This is a genomic window from Azospirillum doebereinerae, from assembly GCF_003989665.1.
GTDB lineage: Bacteria > Pseudomonadota > Alphaproteobacteria > Azospirillales > Azospirillaceae > Azospirillum > Azospirillum doebereinerae.
The window spans coordinates 109,949-125,583 of sequence record NZ_RZIJ01000015.1; the positions used below are offsets into that span (position 1 = coordinate 109,949).

14 protein-coding genes are annotated in these 15,635 nt (G+C 68.2%); 8 read left to right on the forward strand and 6 right to left on the reverse strand.

Annotation, left to right across the window (positions count from 1 at the left end; genetic code table 11):
* Positions 1 to 41: 41 nt before the first annotated feature.
* Entirely contained in the window at positions 42 to 914 is an 873-nt protein-coding gene (locus EJ913_RS18580) for a LysR family transcriptional regulator (protein WP_127000581.1), read from the forward strand.
* Positions 915 to 1,007: 93 nt separating this feature from the next.
* On the opposite strand, the gene EJ913_RS18585 is transcribed toward EJ913_RS18580, so the two are convergent.
* Both EJ913_RS18585 and EJ913_RS18590 read right to left on the reverse strand, forming a co-directional pair.
* Positions 1,008 to 2,147 (reverse strand): acyl-CoA dehydrogenase family protein, encoded by a 1,140-nt coding sequence (locus tag EJ913_RS18585; RefSeq protein ID WP_127000583.1) that lies wholly within the window; start codon positions 2,145 to 2,147, stop codon positions 1,008 to 1,010.
* A 13-nt stretch (positions 2,148 to 2,160) separates the two neighbouring features.
* Positions 2,161 to 2,715 (reverse strand): OsmC family protein, encoded by a 555-nt coding sequence (locus EJ913_RS18590; RefSeq protein ID WP_127000585.1) that lies wholly within the window; start codon positions 2,713 to 2,715, stop codon positions 2,161 to 2,163.
* Between the two features lie 98 nt (positions 2,716 to 2,813).
* Here EJ913_RS18590 and EJ913_RS18595 point away from each other — a divergent pair, with 98 nt between their 5' ends.
* The gene (locus EJ913_RS18595; RefSeq protein ID WP_127000587.1) at positions 2,814 to 3,452 is read left to right on the forward strand and encodes a TetR/AcrR family transcriptional regulator; all 639 of its coding nucleotides are present in this window, start codon (positions 2,814 to 2,816) and stop codon (positions 3,450 to 3,452) included.
* Here EJ913_RS18595 and EJ913_RS18600 read toward each other — a convergent pair.
* From EJ913_RS18600 to EJ913_RS18615, 4 genes are all read right to left on the reverse strand, one after another.
* Positions 3,440 to 4,243, reverse strand: a complete 804-nt coding sequence (locus tag EJ913_RS18600) for an ABC transporter permease (RefSeq protein WP_211098999.1) — start codon at positions 4,241 to 4,243, stop codon at positions 3,440 to 3,442. The genes EJ913_RS18595 and EJ913_RS18600 overlap by 13 nt on opposite strands.
* Positions 4,240 to 5,478, reverse strand: a complete 1,239-nt coding sequence (locus tag EJ913_RS18605; protein ID WP_127000589.1) for an ABC transporter substrate-binding protein — start codon at positions 5,476 to 5,478, stop codon at positions 4,240 to 4,242. The genes EJ913_RS18600 and EJ913_RS18605 overlap by 4 nt, the downstream gene beginning before the upstream one ends.
* Positions 5,479 to 5,495: 17 nt before the next feature.
* Positions 5,496 to 6,278, reverse strand: a complete 783-nt coding sequence (locus tag EJ913_RS18610; protein WP_127000591.1) for an ABC transporter ATP-binding protein — start codon at positions 6,276 to 6,278, stop codon at positions 5,496 to 5,498.
* Positions 6,279 to 6,811: 533 nt separating this feature from the next.
* Positions 6,812 to 8,266, reverse strand: coding sequence for a helix-turn-helix domain-containing protein (locus tag EJ913_RS18615; protein ID WP_127000593.1), 1,455 nt, complete (start codon positions 8,264 to 8,266; stop codon positions 6,812 to 6,814).
* Between the two features lie 219 nt (positions 8,267 to 8,485).
* Between EJ913_RS18615 and EJ913_RS18620 the strand changes: the two genes are divergently transcribed.
* The 6 genes from EJ913_RS18620 (at position 8,486) to EJ913_RS18645 (ending at position 15,609) form a co-directional block, all read left to right on the forward strand.
* Positions 8,486 to 10,018, forward strand: coding sequence for an acyl-CoA carboxylase subunit beta (locus EJ913_RS18620; protein ID WP_127000595.1), 1,533 nt, complete (start codon positions 8,486 to 8,488; stop codon positions 10,016 to 10,018).
* 11 nt (positions 10,019 to 10,029) lie between these two features.
* Positions 10,030 to 12,030, forward strand: coding sequence for an acetyl-CoA carboxylase biotin carboxylase subunit (locus EJ913_RS18625; RefSeq protein ID WP_127000597.1), 2,001 nt, complete (start codon positions 10,030 to 10,032; stop codon positions 12,028 to 12,030).
* Between the two features lie 110 nt (positions 12,031 to 12,140).
* Entirely contained in the window at positions 12,141 to 14,294 is a 2,154-nt protein-coding gene (gene scpA / locus EJ913_RS18630) for a methylmalonyl-CoA mutase (RefSeq protein WP_127000599.1), read from the forward strand.
* 120 nt (positions 14,295 to 14,414) lie between these two features.
* Entirely contained in the window at positions 14,415 to 14,600 is a 186-nt protein-coding gene (locus EJ913_RS18635; protein ID WP_127000601.1) for a type II toxin-antitoxin system CcdA family antitoxin, read from the forward strand.
* Positions 14,600 to 14,920, forward strand: a complete 321-nt coding sequence (locus EJ913_RS18640) for a CcdB family protein (RefSeq protein ID WP_127000603.1) — start codon at positions 14,600 to 14,602, stop codon at positions 14,918 to 14,920. The genes EJ913_RS18635 and EJ913_RS18640 overlap by 1 nt, the downstream gene beginning before the upstream one ends.
* Entirely contained in the window at positions 14,917 to 15,609 is a 693-nt protein-coding gene (locus EJ913_RS18645) for a DUF2161 domain-containing phosphodiesterase (protein ID WP_127000605.1), read from the forward strand. The genes EJ913_RS18640 and EJ913_RS18645 overlap by 4 nt, the downstream gene beginning before the upstream one ends.
* The last annotated feature ends 26 nt before the right edge of the window (positions 15,610 to 15,635 follow it).

The following is a 15,635-nucleotide window of genomic DNA, read 5'->3' on the forward strand; positions in this document are numbered from 1 at the left end:
AGCGCGTTCAGATTTGCCCGCCCATCCGCTAGAATCGTGCAATGACCGTTCAAAAACAAACAGCCTTCCTCAATTGGGACGATGTCCGCGTCTTCCTGGAACTGGCCCGCACCGGCAGCCTGTCGGCGGCGGCGCGGGCTTTGCGGATCAGCCACGCCACCGTTGGCCGCCGCGTCGCCGCGCTGGAAGCGGATCTTGGACGCACCCTTGTGGAGCGGCGGGTGGACGGTTACACGCTGACGGCGGAAGGCGAGGCGGTGTTCGTGCTGGCCGACGGCATGGACGAGCGCGCGCTCGCCATCCTGCGCCGTGGCGGCCACGAGCAGGGACTGACCGGCACCGTTCGCCTGACGGCGACGCAAGCTCTGGCGGACCGCTTCCTGGTGCCTCGGCTGGGACCGTTCCACGCCCGTCACCCGGGGATCGACCTGGAGGTGACGGTGGACAACCGCGCGCTCAGCCTCGCCCGGCGCGAGGCCGATCTGGCGATCCGCCTGGCCCGGCCGGAGCATGGCGATCTGATCGCGCGGCGGCTGGCCACCATCGTCTACGGCCTGTTCGCAATGCCCGGAGCGCGTGACGCGTGGATCGGCTACGACGAGGCGCTGGCCGATCTGCCCGAGGCGGTGTGGCTTGCCCGCCATGGCGCCGGTCGGCGCGTCGCCTTCCGCTCCAACAGTGTGCAGGCGCAGCTGGCGGCGGCCAAGGCCGGCTTCGGCGCGGCTCTGCTGCCGGTCTGGCTGGCGGCCGGCGAACCGGAGTTGGTGGCGCTGCCGATGCCCGAGCCGCTGGCGCGGGAGGCGTGGCTGGTCCTGCACCGCGACATGAAGGAGGTGCCGCGCGTCCGGGCGGTGATCGAGCATCTCGTCGCGCTGTTCTCGGCGGAGCCGGCGCTGGCGCCCCTGGACGCATGATGGCTTGCGCATGACGGCTCAACGCCGCCGGGCCCGCGTCCCTGGTGTCGGGTGCCGAGAGCATCGAGCCGTGCCGGGAGGCGGACTGCGCGTTCAGGACGCCGGCACCGCCTTCCACAGCCGCATGCTGCCGCGCCCCTGCTCGATCTCGCTTAATTCCTTGCGGAGATGCTTGATCGACGGAGTGACGATGGCGACGAAATAGGCCTCGCGCAGGCGCCGCTGGGCCGTCGCGTTGCGCAGGTAGCCCCTGGCGCCCGCGTGCAGCATGGCGGCGTTAGCGGCGCGCAGGCTCCATTCCGCCGCCGCCAGCCGCGCCTCCAGAAGTGTGCGCATGTGGTCGGGGGTGTTGCGGTAAGGTGTCGCCGCCAGTTCGGCGATGGTGGCCTCCAGTCCGGCCAGCGCCTCCTCGAACAGCTCCAGGCGCTCGGGCAGATAGGCGTTGATGGCGGCTTGGCCGGCGTCGGCCTCGCGCATCGCCGTCACCGCGCCCCGGATCAGGCCGAGCGCCATGCCCGCCTGCAACAGGATGAAGCCGGGGGTGATCGTGGCGAGGAAGGGCTCGGCCGGATCGGCCAGGATCTGTCCATCGGCGACGAAGGCGTGCTTGACCATCACCGTCACGGTGCGGGTTCCCTCCAGGGCGCAGAAATGACTGCGCTGGGCGATGCTCACCCCCTCCTGCCCGCAACGCAGCAGTGCCATGACGTTGCCCGTGCGCCCCGGCACCGAGAAGACGGCGCCGAAGACATGCCCATCGCCCAGGTTGGACACCCAGGGCAGGGCGCCCGTCACCACATAGCCGCCGGACACGCGCTCCCCGGTCAACCGCACCGGCTCGATGCCGGCGTAGGCCTTCATCGGGTTGGACAGCCCGGTGCCGCCCAGTTGCCGCCCGGACGCGACCTCGGGCAGCAGGGAGTCGCGCAAGGCCGTGTTGGCGCTGTTGGACAGGTACCAGCCGCAGGCGTCCTGACACCACGCCGCGAAGGCGGTGGACAGGCAGGTCTCGCCGACCGCCGCCATGCCGGCGATGGCGTCCCGCAACCCGCCGGCACCGGGATCGCCGGTGACGTGCCGTGCGAACAGGCCGACCTCGCCGAAGCGGCGCAACGCCGCTTCGGGGTACAGGCCATCCTGGTCGATGGCGTCCACCAGCGGCACCAGATCGCTGCGGACCAAGGCGCGGAGCGGCGACCAGTCCGCCGGCCCGTCTTGTGGGGTGCGCTGCATGGCGATCTTCTCCTCAACCGGCCAGGGCGACCGACAGCCCGACGGGCCGGATGAAGGTGTTGGCGACCGGCGACCACGCCGTCGCGTGGGCGACCAGCGCGTCCAGGCGGTCGCGCGGGGCGTCGGCCTCCAGAACCACCTTGGCGCGCACTTCGGTGAAGCCGACCGGCTTGGTCTCGGCCAGATCGCCGGTGCCCCAGACGGCGGTGATGTTGATGTCGCCCTCCAGCTCCAGTTCCAGCTTGGCGATGACGATGCCCTGGGCGATGGCGTTGGCGTGGATGCCCACCGCCAGACAGGATCCCAGCGCCGCCAGCGCGGCCTCGGACGGGTTGGGCGCGGTGTCGTCGCCCAGCAGCTGTGGCGGCTCGTCGACGATGTGGGGCGGCAGGTTGCGGATGAAGTTGGCGTGGCGGAAACGGCCTTCGGCCACCGTGCGGCACTTCACGGTCTTCACCACGTCCGGGTTCGCCTTGCCGGCGGCGGCCAGGGTTTCCAGCCCCGCCTTGTCGATGGGGGCGAGGCAGCCGGTGACGGCGGTGGGGGGCTGACGGGTGGGTCGGATCATCGGGTTTCTCCTTGTCTTTGCGGGGAAAATGGACATACAGGTCTTTCTAGGGATGGGTGTGCGAACACCGCTTCGGGACCGGCTGGAGGGGAAGAGGGATGGCCGAACAGCCGGGCAAGGGCGTCAATGAGGGCGTCAAGCCCGCCGAGCGCCTTGTGGAGGCGGCGCGCCGGCTGTTCTGCCGCGACGGCATCCACGCCACCGGAATCGACCGCATCCTGGCCGAGGCCGGGACCGCCAAGATGACGCTCTACAACCAGTTCGGCTCGAAGGAAGGGCTGATCGAGGCGGTGCTTCGCCGGGAAAGCGACGACTGGTGCGCGTGGTTCGCCGGCGCGCTGGGCGCCGCCGGGCCGACGCCGCGCGAGCGGCTCGATGGCGTGTTCCCGGCGCTGCGCGACTGGTTCGAACGCGACGACTACAGCGGCTGCGCCATCATGAACGCGGTGGCCGAATACCCCAAGGGCGACCCCGCCATCCGCGCCATCGCGATGGAGCACAAGGGCAAGGTCGGCGCCCTCCTGAAGGGGATCATCGTCCAGGCCGGGTGCCGGCGTCCCGACGAACTGCTGGGCGAGTTGGCGATCCTGATCGACGGTGCGATCATCGCGGCGCTGATCGCCGGCGACCCCACGGCGGCCGACGCGGCCGGGCGCATCGCCCGTCTGGTGATCGCGGATCATTGCGGCGACGCTCATCGTCCCGGCCCTCATCGCCCCGATTCTCATCGCTCGTGATCCCAGCCGAAGCGGCGGATCGCCCCCAGGCACAGCCCGTCCAGCGCGAAGCCCAGCGTCCCGATGACCAGCACCATGGCGGCCAGCCGGTCGTATTCCAGCGTGTCGCGGGCGTCGTTGATGGCGTAGCCCAACCCGCTGGTCACTCCCAGATACTCGGCCGGGACCAGAACGATCCAGGCGACGCCCAGCGCCAGCCGGATCCCGGTCAGCACGTCGCGCGCGATGGCCGGCAGGATGACCACGCGCAGCGTCTGCACCGGCCCGGCGCCCAGGTTGCGGGCGACCTTGAACCAGTTCGGGTCGATCTTGGCGAGGCCGTTGGCGGTGGCGAAGGTGACCGGCCAGACCGCCGCCACCGCGATCAGGAAGACGATGGCGCCGTCCCAACTGGCGAAGCTCAACACCGCGATCGGCATCCAGGCCAACGGCGACACCATGCGCAGGAACTGGAACGGGATGTGGGTGGCGGCGCGCAACGCCTTGCTGCCGCCGATCAGCACGCCGAGCGGCACCCCCAGCGCGGCGGCGACCGCCATGCCTTGCCCGACCCGGCCCAGGCTGGGGCCGACACTGCGCCACAGCTCGCCGCGCGCCACCAGATCGGCCAGCCGCCGCAGGGTCGGTCCCGGCGCGAAGCCGGCGAAGTTGGCGGTGTCGGGATTGGCCGCGATCCGCCAGCCGGCCAGCCACCAGACCGCCATCACGACGGCGCAGCCCAGGACCGGCCAGAGGACGGCGCCGGCCACCCCCCGGCCGAAGGCCCGGCGCGCCTCCGGGGCTGCCGTCACAGCGCCACCAGTTCGGTGCGCTCGAACGGGTTGTCGGCGTTGACGCTTGGGTCCTTGCGCCAATCCGGGAACTTCTCCAACGCGGCGCGGACGAAACGGGAGTCCACCAGATCCTTGGCGACAAACTCCGGGTCGAGCTTGGCAAGGAAGCCCCGGTCACCCGCCACAACGGTCTCGCCCAGGGCCTGGACGATCAGCTTTGTGGCGCTGGGGTAGGGCCAGGGCTGGAAATCGATCCGCCCGTTGCCCCAGGCGGCCTTGTTCCGGATGGCCTGCGGTTGGGCGTAGACGGCCTCGTCGTAGAAGGTCATGGCGCGCTCGACCACGTCCACCGGCATCGGCAGATAGCCCTTCCCGTCGCGCGACAACAGATGGGCCACCTCCTTCTTGTTCTGCGAGGCGTAGATCTCGGCCCGGACGATGGCGTTCAGCACGGCTTGCGTCCATTCGGGGCGCTGCGCGGTGTCGTCCTCGTGCATGCAGACGACGCAGCAGGGATGGTTCTTCCAGATGTCGCCGGTGAAGCGCAGGATTTTGCCGCCTGCCTTCAATTCGCCCACTGCGTTGAACGGCTCGGCGACGATGTAGGCGTGGATTTTCTTCGCGGCGAGCGCCGGGGGCATGTCGGGCGGCGCCAGGACCTGAAGGTTGCACTCGTCGGGGGCGAGCGGCTCGCCTTCTCCGCGGATCACCGCCTTCACCCCGGCGGCGCGCAGCGCCATCTGCAGCACGATGTTGTGCATCGAGTACCAGTAGGGTACGGCGACCTGCTTGCCGGCCAGATCCTTGAAGCTCTCGACGCCGCTGTCCTTCCCGACCACCAGACCGGAGCCGTTGGTGTGCGCCCAGGCCATGATCTTGACCGGGACGTTGTTGTTGTAGCGCATCCACAGGGGGATCGGCTTCAGCAGGTGGACGAGATTGAACTTGCCGGCGGCGAAGGATTCGACCAAGGGCGACCAGCCGCGCAGCAATTGCGGCTCCTCCACGTCCAGCCCCTCGTCCTTGTAGAAACCCTTGGCGTGGGCGACCAGCAGGGCGGTGGCGTCGGTGATCGGCAGGTAGCCGATGCGCAGCTTCTCATCCTGCGCGGCGCGGGCCTTGCCCCCCGGCAGCCCGGCGAGCAGGGCCGCCAGCCCGCCCGCCGCCATCAGGTCCAGCGTGCGCCGCCGGGAGACGGGGGCTCGGGAAAGAGAGGAATGGTGCAGGCTCCAGTCGTCGCAGTTCTCGCACATCGGTGGTGTTCCTCGAGTCAGATCTGGTGGAAGTCGCCGGGCTGCGGCGCTTGCGTGGTTTCACCCAGCGCGGCCAGCAGGCGGCCCCGCTCGAATTGCACCGCCGGGTCGTCGATGGCGCGCTCATCGGGCAGATGGTGGAAGGCGAGGTCGGCGCGGATGCGGCCCGGCCGCGCGTCCATCACCAGGGCGCGGTCGGCCATCAGCACCGCCTCGTCGATGTCGTGGGTGACCAGCAGCAGGGTGATTCCGAGCCGCTTGGCGATGGCCCGCACCTCCACCTGGAGCGCGCGGCGCGTGAAGGTGTCAAGCGCCGAGAACGGCTCGTCCAGCATCAGGATTTCGGGCTGGGCGGCCAGCGAGCGGGCCAGCGCGATCCGCTGCTGCTGCCCCCCGGACAGGCGCTGGACGTTGGTGCCGGCGTAGTCGGCCATGTTGACCAGCGCAAGCAGGTCGCCGACCAGTTTCGGTGCCTCGCGCCGACGGCCGGCGAAGCGCGGGCCGAGGGCGGTGTTCTCGAAGGCGGTCATCCAGGGGTAGAGCAGCGGCTGCTGGAACATCACCACCCAGCGGGCGGAGGGCTTGCGCACCGGTTCGCCATGGATGTGGACCGTGCCCGCCGTCGGCTGCGCCAGCCCGGCGATGAGGTGCAACAGGGTGGACTTGCCGCAGCCGCTGCGCCCGACCACCGCCACCGCCTCGCCCGCCCCGACATCGAAGCTGACATCCCGCAGCACCAACTCGGCGCGGTGCCGGTAGCGATGGCCGAGGTTCTGGACGGAAAGCAGCGGCGCGGGCATTGATATACAAACCTGTCTGTCTATTTCTAGTGAAGGCTAGTTTTTGAATAGGGTTTAGTCAACGGCGCTTATGGATTTTCCGGAAAATCTCCGAAACGACAAAAAATAGAACGTGAAAATTATGTTCTATTTTTGCCGTTTCGGCCGGGGTGGGGTGAAGCTCGAACTCGTGCGCTGCTCGGTTGGACCGTCGCCATCGCATAGTGGCTGTTGCCGGGATGCCTTATTCACGATCAATTGGGAGGCTGACTGCCCATATTGTTAATTTAAAAAATAGACTTTTTATCATATTTGACGGTTGGAAGCGCGCTTCCAGAAGCTCCGGCAGGGCTCAGGGCGGCGGAAGCCACTTCGTCTCACGGTCACGGTATCGAGCGTCTGGAATGTCCTGCCGGATTTCGGCGGTTCCTTCAGCCGAGGCGCAGACGGCTGGATCATGCTGACAGCGGGCTGGAGAAAGGGGCTTCCCAACAGGGAAGGAGGCCAGCGGAGGTTGGTGATGCCCGACCGGTGATTTTGGGATGAGGGCGACGTCAGCCGACGCCTCCCCCCGCTCCCGGTTGATCGAACAGATACGGCACGAAACTCCGATGGTGCTCGTTCACCCGCAGTTCGCTGCCGATGGGCGGGAAGGCGCGCTGCTGGCAGTCGGTGCGCTCGCACAGGCGGCAGTTCACCCCGATGGGGACGGCGGCCTTGCGGTCTGCGATGTCGATGCCGGCGGCGTAGACCAGCTCCGGCGCGTGGCTCGCCTCGCAGCCCAGCCCCACGGCAAACTGCCGCGACGGCCTCAGATAGGCGCCGCCGCGCTTGGTCACGGTGCGGGCGATGCTGATGTAGGTGGCGCGGTCGGGCATCTCGGCGAACTGCACCAGGATCTTGCCAGGCTGGGCGAAGGCCTCGTGGACGTTCCACAGCGGGCAGGCGCCGCCGAAGCGCGCGAAGTGGAAACGCGTCGCCGAATGCCGCTTGGTGATGTTTCCGGCCATGTCCACGCGGACGAAGTAGAAGGGCAGGCCGCGCGCCCCCGGCCGTTGCAGGGTGGACAGCCGGTGGCACACCTGCTCGAAGCTGGCCGAGAAGCGGCTTTGCAACTGCTCGACGTCGTGGCGCAGCGCGCGGGCCTGCGCCGCGAAGGCGCGGTAGGGCATGACCAGCGCCCCCGCGAAGTAGTTCGCCAAGCCGACCCGGCAGATCGACCGCGCGTCCTCGCTGGAGAATTTCGCCTGATCGACCAGCGTGTCGATGACGTCGCCGAAGCCGAGCAGCGCGATCTGGTTGGCCATGTGGAAGGCGCGGCTCGGCCCGTTCAGCAGAGCCGACAGGCGCAGCGTGCCGGTGGTGGCGTCGTAGCTGCGCATCGCCGTCTCGCCGGCCTCGTCGGCGACAATCTTCACCCGCACGTCGTGGCGGCGCTTGAGATAGGCGGCCAGCTCGTTCAGCAGCGATCCGGAATGGATCTTCTCGCTGTTCCACAGCCCTTCCGCCGCCTCGTCCAGCGGGCCGATGTAGTTGTTGCAGTAGTGGAAGTAGTCCCGCACCTCCTCGTAGGGGAATTGCGGGCCGGCGAAGCTGTCGCCCGGCTCCTGGTTCGACAGGCTGTCGGCCAGCGACTGCACCCGCTCGTGGAGCTTCTGGTAGGCCTGGTGCAGGCTGAGCACCCGGCGTGCCAGTTCGGGGCTGGAGCCGACCGCGCTGCGCAGCTCCGTCGCGGTCAGCGGCGCGCCGACGAAGAGCGGGTCGGCCAGCGCCTCGCGCAGGTCGGCGACCAGACGGCTGTCCTCGTCCTCCAGGAAGGCCGACAGCTCCACCTCGAACACGGCGGAGATCCGCATCAGCACCGGCAGGGTCAGCGGGCGCTGGTTGTTCTCCAACTGGTTGAGGTAGCTCGGCGACAGCTCCAGCGTCTTGGCCAGCGTGGCCTGGGTCAGGCCGCGCTGCTCGCGCAGCCGGCGCAGCTTGTAGCCGAGGAAGAGCTTCTTCTGCATGCGGACTGTCCCATCCCCGGAACGCTGGAGGCCTTCGCAATCTTGGCAAAGCACGGACCCTGTTTGCAAAGACATTCGCAACTTCGCACGTTTTTGCGAAGAGCCGTTTGAACGCCTGCGAAGTTTGTGAATAATCCGCGACGGTCCGGTGAGGGAATGCGCTGCCGCAACCGGGGCGGAGCACGAACAAGGCGCAAGCGACAGGATTGGGAACGCCCGATGCAAGACATTCTGGCCAAGTTGGAGTCCATGCGCGCCGGCGCCCGGCTGGGCGGCGGTGAGAAGCGCATCGCCGGCCAGCACGCCAAAGGCAAGCTGACCGCGCGCGAGCGCATCGACCTGTTCCTCGACGAAGGGTCGTTCGAGGAGTTCGACATGTTCGTCGAACACCGCTGCATCGATTTCGGCATGGAAAGCCAGAAGGTTCCCGGCGACGGCGTGGTGACCGGCCACGGCACCGTCAACGGCCGCCTCGTCTTCGTGTTCAGCCAGGACTTCACGGTGTTCGGCGGCTCCCTGTCGGAAGCCCACGCCGAGAAGATCTGCAAGATCATGGACCAGGCGCTGAAGGTCGGCGCGCCGGTCATCGGGCTCAACGATTCCGGCGGCGCCCGCATCCAGGAGGGCGTCGCCTCGCTGGGCGGTTACGCCGAGGTGTTCCAGCGCAACGTCGACGCGTCGGGCGTCGTCCCGCAGATTTCGCTGATCATGGGACCCTGCGCGGGCGGCGCGGTGTATTCGCCGGCCATGACCGACTTCATCTTCATGGTGAAGGACAGCTCCTACATGTTCGTCACCGGCCCCGACGTGGTGAAGACCGTCACCCACGAGGTCGTGACGGCCGAGGAGCTGGGCGGCGCCGTCACCCACACCACCCGGTCGGGCGTCGCCGATCTGGCCTTCGAGAACGACGTGGAGGCGCTGCTGCAACTGCGCCGCTTCGTCGATTTCCTGCCCTCGTCCAACCGCGAGAAGGCGCCGGTCCGTCCCTGCGCCGACCCGCTCGACCGCCAGGACTTCTCGCTCGACACGCTGGTGCCGGAGAACCCGAACAAGCCCTACGACATGAAGGAGCTGATCCTCAAGATCGTCGACGAGGGCGACTTCTTCGAGCTTCAGCCCGAATACGCCAAGAACATCATCATCGGCTTCGCCCGGATGAACGGCTCGACCATCGGCATCGTCGCCAACCAGCCGATGGTGCTGGCCGGGTGCCTGGACATCGACAGCGCCAAGAAGGCGGCGCGCTTCGTGCGCTTCTGCGACGCCTTCGAGATCCCGATCCTGACCCTGGTGGACGTGCCCGGCTTCATGCCCGGCACCAGCCAGGAATACAACGGCATCATCAAGCACGGCGCCAAGCTGCTCTACGCCTACGCCGAGGCCACGGTGCCCAAGGTCACCGTCATCACCCGCAAGGCCTACGGCGGCGCCTACGACGTGATGTCGTCCAAGCATCTGCGCGGCGACATCAACTACGCGTGGCCGACCGCCGAGATCGCGGTGATGGGGTCGAAGGGCGCGGTGGAGATCATCTTCCGCGGCGACATCGGCGACACGGCGAAGATCGACGCGCGGACCGAGGAGTACAAGCAGAAGTTCGCCAACCCCTTCGTGGCGGCCTCGCGCGGCTACATCGACGACGTGATCATGCCGCACGGCACCCGGCGCCGCCTCACCAAGGCGTTCTCGATGCTCAAGAACAAGCAGCTCCAGACCCCCTGGCGCAAACACGACAACATTCCGCTGTGAGGGCCGGCAGCATGTTCGAGAAGATTCTCATCGCCAACCGTGGCGAAATCGCCTGCCGCGTCATCCGCACGGCGCGCCGCATGGGCATCAAGACGGTCGCGGTCTATTCCGACGCCGACAAGAACGCCCTGCACGTCGAGATGGCCGACGAGGCCGTCCACATCGGCCCGCCGGCCTCCGCGCAGAGCTACCTGCTGATCGAGACGATCGTCGAGGCCTGCAGGAAGACCGGTGCCCAGGCCGTGCATCCCGGCTACGGCTTCCTGTCGGAGAAGCCGGCCTTCCAGGAGGCGCTCGCCGCCGCCGGCATCGCCTTCATCGGCCCCGACGCCCACGCCATGCAGGCGATGGGCGACAAGATCGAATCGAAGAAGCTGGCCAAGGCGGCCGGCGTGTCGACCGTCCCCGGCTATCTGGGCGTCATCGCCGACGATGAGGAGGCGGTGACCATCGCGCGGGACATCGGCTATCCGGTGATGATCAAGGCGTCCGCCGGCGGCGGCGGCAAGGGCATGCGGGTCGCCTGGAACGACGACGAGGCCCGCGAGGGCTTCCGCTCGGCGACCAACGAGGCGCGCTCCAGCTTCGCCGACGACCGCGTCTTCGTCGAGAAGTACATCCAGCAGCCGCGCCACATCGAGATCCAGCTTCTGTCGGACGGGCAGGGCACCTCGCTCTATCTGGGCGAGCGCGAATGCTCGATCCAGCGCCGCCACCAGAAGGTCATCGAGGAGGCGCCGTCGCCCTTCCTCGACGCCGCGACCCGCAAGGCGATGGGCGAGCAGGCCGTGGCGCTGGCCGACGCGGTGCAGTACAAGTCGGCCGGCACCGTCGAGTTCATCGTCGACGCCGACCGCAACTTCTACTTCCTGGAGATGAACACCCGCCTCCAGGTGGAGCACCCGGTCACCGAGCTGATCACCGGCTTCGATCTGGTCGAGCTGATGATCCGCGTCGCGGCCGGCGAGAAGCTGACGATCAAACAGGAGGACGTCCGCCTGCACGGCTGGGCCATCGAGGCGCGGGTCTACGCGGAGGATCCCTTCCGCAACTTCCTGCCGTCGACCGGCCGCCTGTCGCAGTACCGCCCGCCCGCCAACGATCCGCACGTCCGCGTCGACACCGGCGTGTTCGAGGGCGGCGAGATCTCGATGTTCTACGACCCGATGATCGCCAAGCTCTGCACCTGGGGCTCGACGCGCGACGCGGCGATCGCCCGGATGCGTGAGGCGCTCGACCAGTATTACATCCGCGGCGTCAGCCACAACATCCCGTTCCTGGCCTCGCTGATGGCGAGCCAGCGCTTCGTGGACGGCCGGCTGACCACCAACTTCATCGCCGAGGAATACCCCGACGGCTTCCACGCCTCGGATCTGCCGCCCGACGACCCGGCGGTGCTGGTGGCGGTCGCCGCCGTCATCCACCGCAGCCTGAACGACCGCGACATCCAGATCTCCGGCAAGATGCCGGGCAACACGGTCAAGGTGCGCGACGACTGGGTGGTGGTGCTCGACGGCACGCCGCACCCGGTGCATCTGCACCCGGCCGACGGCAGCCCGCAGCGCGTCGGCTACACGGTGGACATCGGGTCCAAGCACCACACGGTGTGGAGCGACTGGCAGATCGGCGAGCCGCTGTTCCACGGCACGGTGAACGGCGAGCCGGTCTGCATCCAGGTCGACCGCGTCGGCATCGGCTACCGCCTGCACCATTCCGGCGCGCAGGCGATGGTGAAGGTGCTGACGCCGCTGGCCGCCCGCATGGACGCCCTGATGCCGGTGAAGGCGCCGCCGGACATGTCGAAGTTCCTGCTGTCGCCGATGCCGGGCCTGCTGGTCTCGCTGGCGGTGGCGGAAGGCCAGGAGATCAAGGCCGGCGAGGTGCTGGCCGTGGTCGAGGCCATGAAGATGGAAAACATCCTGCGTGCCTCGCAGGATGGCACGGTCGCGAAAATCCACGCCGCCCCGGGGTCCAGCCTCGCGGTCGATCAGAAGATCGTGGAATTCGCGTAAACGGGGTTGGAAACGCCCTGCACGACCCGTCCCCCGCCGTTGCTCGCACGGCGGCGGGGGACGGGTTCCAAACATTGCCCATGCGTATGAGAAGCTCTCAGGAGGCGTCGATGACCGAGTTCCCGAAGAAGACCCTTGCCGATTGGGACAAGCTGGCCGCCAAGGATCTCGGGTCCGACGGCGACGCGGGCACTCTGGTCTGGAAGACCCCGGAGGGGCTCGACGTCAAGGCGCTCTACACCGCCGCCGACCTCGAAGGGCTGGAACTGGAGACCCTGCCGGGCTTCCCGCCCTTCACGCGCGGCCCGCGCGGCACGATGTACGCGGTCAAGCCCTGGACGATCCGCCAATACGCCGGCTTTTCGACCGCCGAGGACAGCAACGCCTTCTACAAAGCGAACCTCAAGGCCGGGCAGATGGGCCTGTCGGTCGCCTTCGACCTCGCCACCCACCGGGGCTACGACAGCGATCATCCGCGCGTCGTCGGCGACGTCGGCAAGGCGGGCGTCGCCATCGACAGCGTCGAGGACATGAAGATCCTCTTCAACGACATCCCGCTCGACAAGATGTCGGTGTCGATGACGATGAACGGCGCGGTGCTGCCGATCCTCGCCGGCTACATCGTCGCGGCCGAGGAGCAGGGCGTCGCCCAAGACAAGCTGAGCGGCACCATCCAGAACGACATCCTCAAGGAGTTCATGGTCCGCAACACCTACATCTACCCGCCCGAGCCCTCGATGCGGATCATCGCCGACATCATCGAGTACACCTCGCAGCACATGCCGAAGTTCAACTCGATCTCGATCTCCGGCTACCACATGCAGGAGGCCGGGGCCACGGCGGTGCAGGAGCTGGCCTTCACCATCGCCGACGGCCTCGAATACGTCCGCGCCGCCATGTCCAAGGGGCTGCCGGTCGACAAGTTCGCGCCCCGCCTGTCCTTCTTCTTCTCCATCGGCATGAACTTCTTCATGGAGATCGCCAAGCTGCGCGCCGCGCGCCTGCTGTGGTCGACCCTGATGCAGCAGAAGTTCCAGCCCAAGGACGCGCGCTCGCTGGCGCTGCGCACCCACTGCCAGACCTCCGGCGTCTCGCTGACCGAGCAGGACCCCTACAACAACGTCATCCGCACCACCATCGAGGCGATGGCGGCGGTGCTGGGCGGCACCCAGTCGCTGCACACCAACGCCTTCGACGAGGCGCTGGGCCTGCCGACCAAGACCTCGGCCCGCATCGCCCGCAACACCCAGCTCGTCATCGCCGAGGAGACCGGCGTCACCAAGGTGGTCGATCCGCTGGGCGGCTCCTACTACGTGGAGAACCTGACGCACAGCCTCGCCAAGGCGGCGATGGAGCTGATCGACCGCGTCGAGGAGATGGGCGGCATGACCAAGGCCGTCGAGAGCGGCATGCCCAAGCTGCTGATCGAGGAGGCCGCCGCCCGCCGTCAGGCCGCCATCGACCGGGGCGAGGAGGTCATCGTCGGCGTCAACAAGTACCGCCCGGAGAACCCCGAGGGCGTGGACGTGTTGGACATCGACAACACCGCCGTCCGCGAATCGCAGATCGCCCGGCTCAAGGCGATCCGCGCCAGCCGCGACGAGACCAAGTGCCGCGCCGCGCTCGACGCCCTGTCCCAGGCGGCGGCCGACAAGACCGGCAACCTGCTGGCGCTGGCGGTCGAGGCCACCCGCGCCCGCGCCACGGTCGGCGAGATCTCCGACGCCCTGGAAAAGGCGTTCACGCGGCACGTCGCGGTGATCCGCTCGGTGTCGGGCGTCTACGGCTCGGCCTATGAGGGGGACGAAGGCTTCAAGAAGATCCAGGAGGACGTCGCCGCCTTCGCCACCGAGGAAGGCCGCCGGCCGCGCATCCTGGTGGTGAAGATGGGCCAGGACGGCCACGACCGGGGCGCCAAGGTGATCGCCACCAGCTTCGCCGACATCGGCTTCGACGTGGACATCGGCCCGCTGTTCCAGACCCCGGACGAGGCGGCGCGGCAGGCGGTGGAGAACGACGTGCACGTGATCGGCGTGTCCTCGCAGGCGGCGGGCCACAAGACGCTGGTGCCGCAGCTCGTCGAGGAACTGCGCCGCCAGGGCGCCGGCGACATCCTGGTGGTCTGCGGCGGCGTGATCCCGCCGCAGGATTACGATTACCTCTACAAGGCGGGCGCCGCCGCGATCTACGGGCCGGGGACCAACATCCCCAAGGCGGCGGCGGACATCCTCGATATCCTGCGCAAGAAGAAGGCGGCGGCCTGAGCGAGGCGAAAAGGGAAGGGGAAACTCCTCCCCTTCTGGTTGAGCACGGGTCCCCCCCCTGGACAGTCTCGGTTCGCGCGCCTAGAGTCTGTCCCTGAACGGATTGGTGGGAGTGGAGCGATGACCTCGGGCGGAGCCGTAAGAGAGGATGCCTCCGCACCGCCGGAGTCCGCGAAGGACAGACGGCCTCGGCTGACGGAGGCCGAGAAACAGCGTTGGATGGAAGAAAACCGCGAGGCCTTTGCGGCGTATGACGCGTTTGTCGAGAAGCACGGCGTCTTCGGCGACGAGCATCGGCTTTTTTGATGCGGTTTCTGGATGTGTGCCGCAATCCGGCCGCTGACGGGAAGCCGACTCATCCGATCCCGTATCTGCTGGTCGTGCAAGGCAATTATGTTGCGGTCTCGGCCTCCCGTATTGTCGTGCCTCTGGTGAGGCCATCGGACGCTGGAACCCCTATTCGGGACATCATGCCGACGGTCGTGGTCGGGGGGGAGCGCTTCATCGCCGTCACGCCCCAGATGGGTTCCGTCCCCGTGACCCGGATCGGGCCGGTGGTGTCGTCCGCCTTGGAAGCCCAGTCGGAAATCCGCCGCGCCATCGACGTGCTGACGGGCGACTTTTGAGCGTCACCGCCGAAACCGAGCTGTACGAGCCCGTCAAAGCCTTCCTCGAAGCCCAGGGCTACGCGGTCAAGGCCGAGATCCACCGCTGCGACCTCGTCGCCACGCGCGGCGGCGAGCCGCCGGTCATCGTCGAACTGAAGAAGCGCTTCACCCTGGATCTGGTTCTCCAGGGCGTGGACCGGCTGGCGCTGACCGATCTGGTCTATCTGGCGGTGCCCCAGCCGGGGCGGCGGGTCGTGGGTCCGTCGCCGCTGGATGCGGACGTGAAGAAGCTCTGCCGCCGGCTCGGGCTCGGGCTGCTGGCCGTCGATCCGGGACTGGCGGAGGGGCATCGGGTCACGGTGCTGCTCGACCCCGTCCCCTACGCGCCGCGCAAGGACAAAAAGCGCACCGCCCGCCTGCTGGGCGAGCACGCGCGCCGTGTCGGCGACCCCAACCGGGGCGGCTCGACCCGCGTGCCCATCGTCACCGCCTACCGCCAGGACGCGCTGCGCTGCGCCCGGCTGCTGCGCGGCGGGCCGCTGACGGTCGCGGCGCTGCGGGCCGCCGGGGCGCCGAAGGACGTGGCCGCCCTCCTGCAACGCAACGTCTATGGCTGGTTCGAGCGGGTGGCGCGCGGGACCTACGCCCTGACCCCCGCCGGGCTCGTCGGGTTGGACGCCTTCGCCCATGCCCTCGCCGAGGCGTGACGCTTTTCACCGCAACGCTTATGATC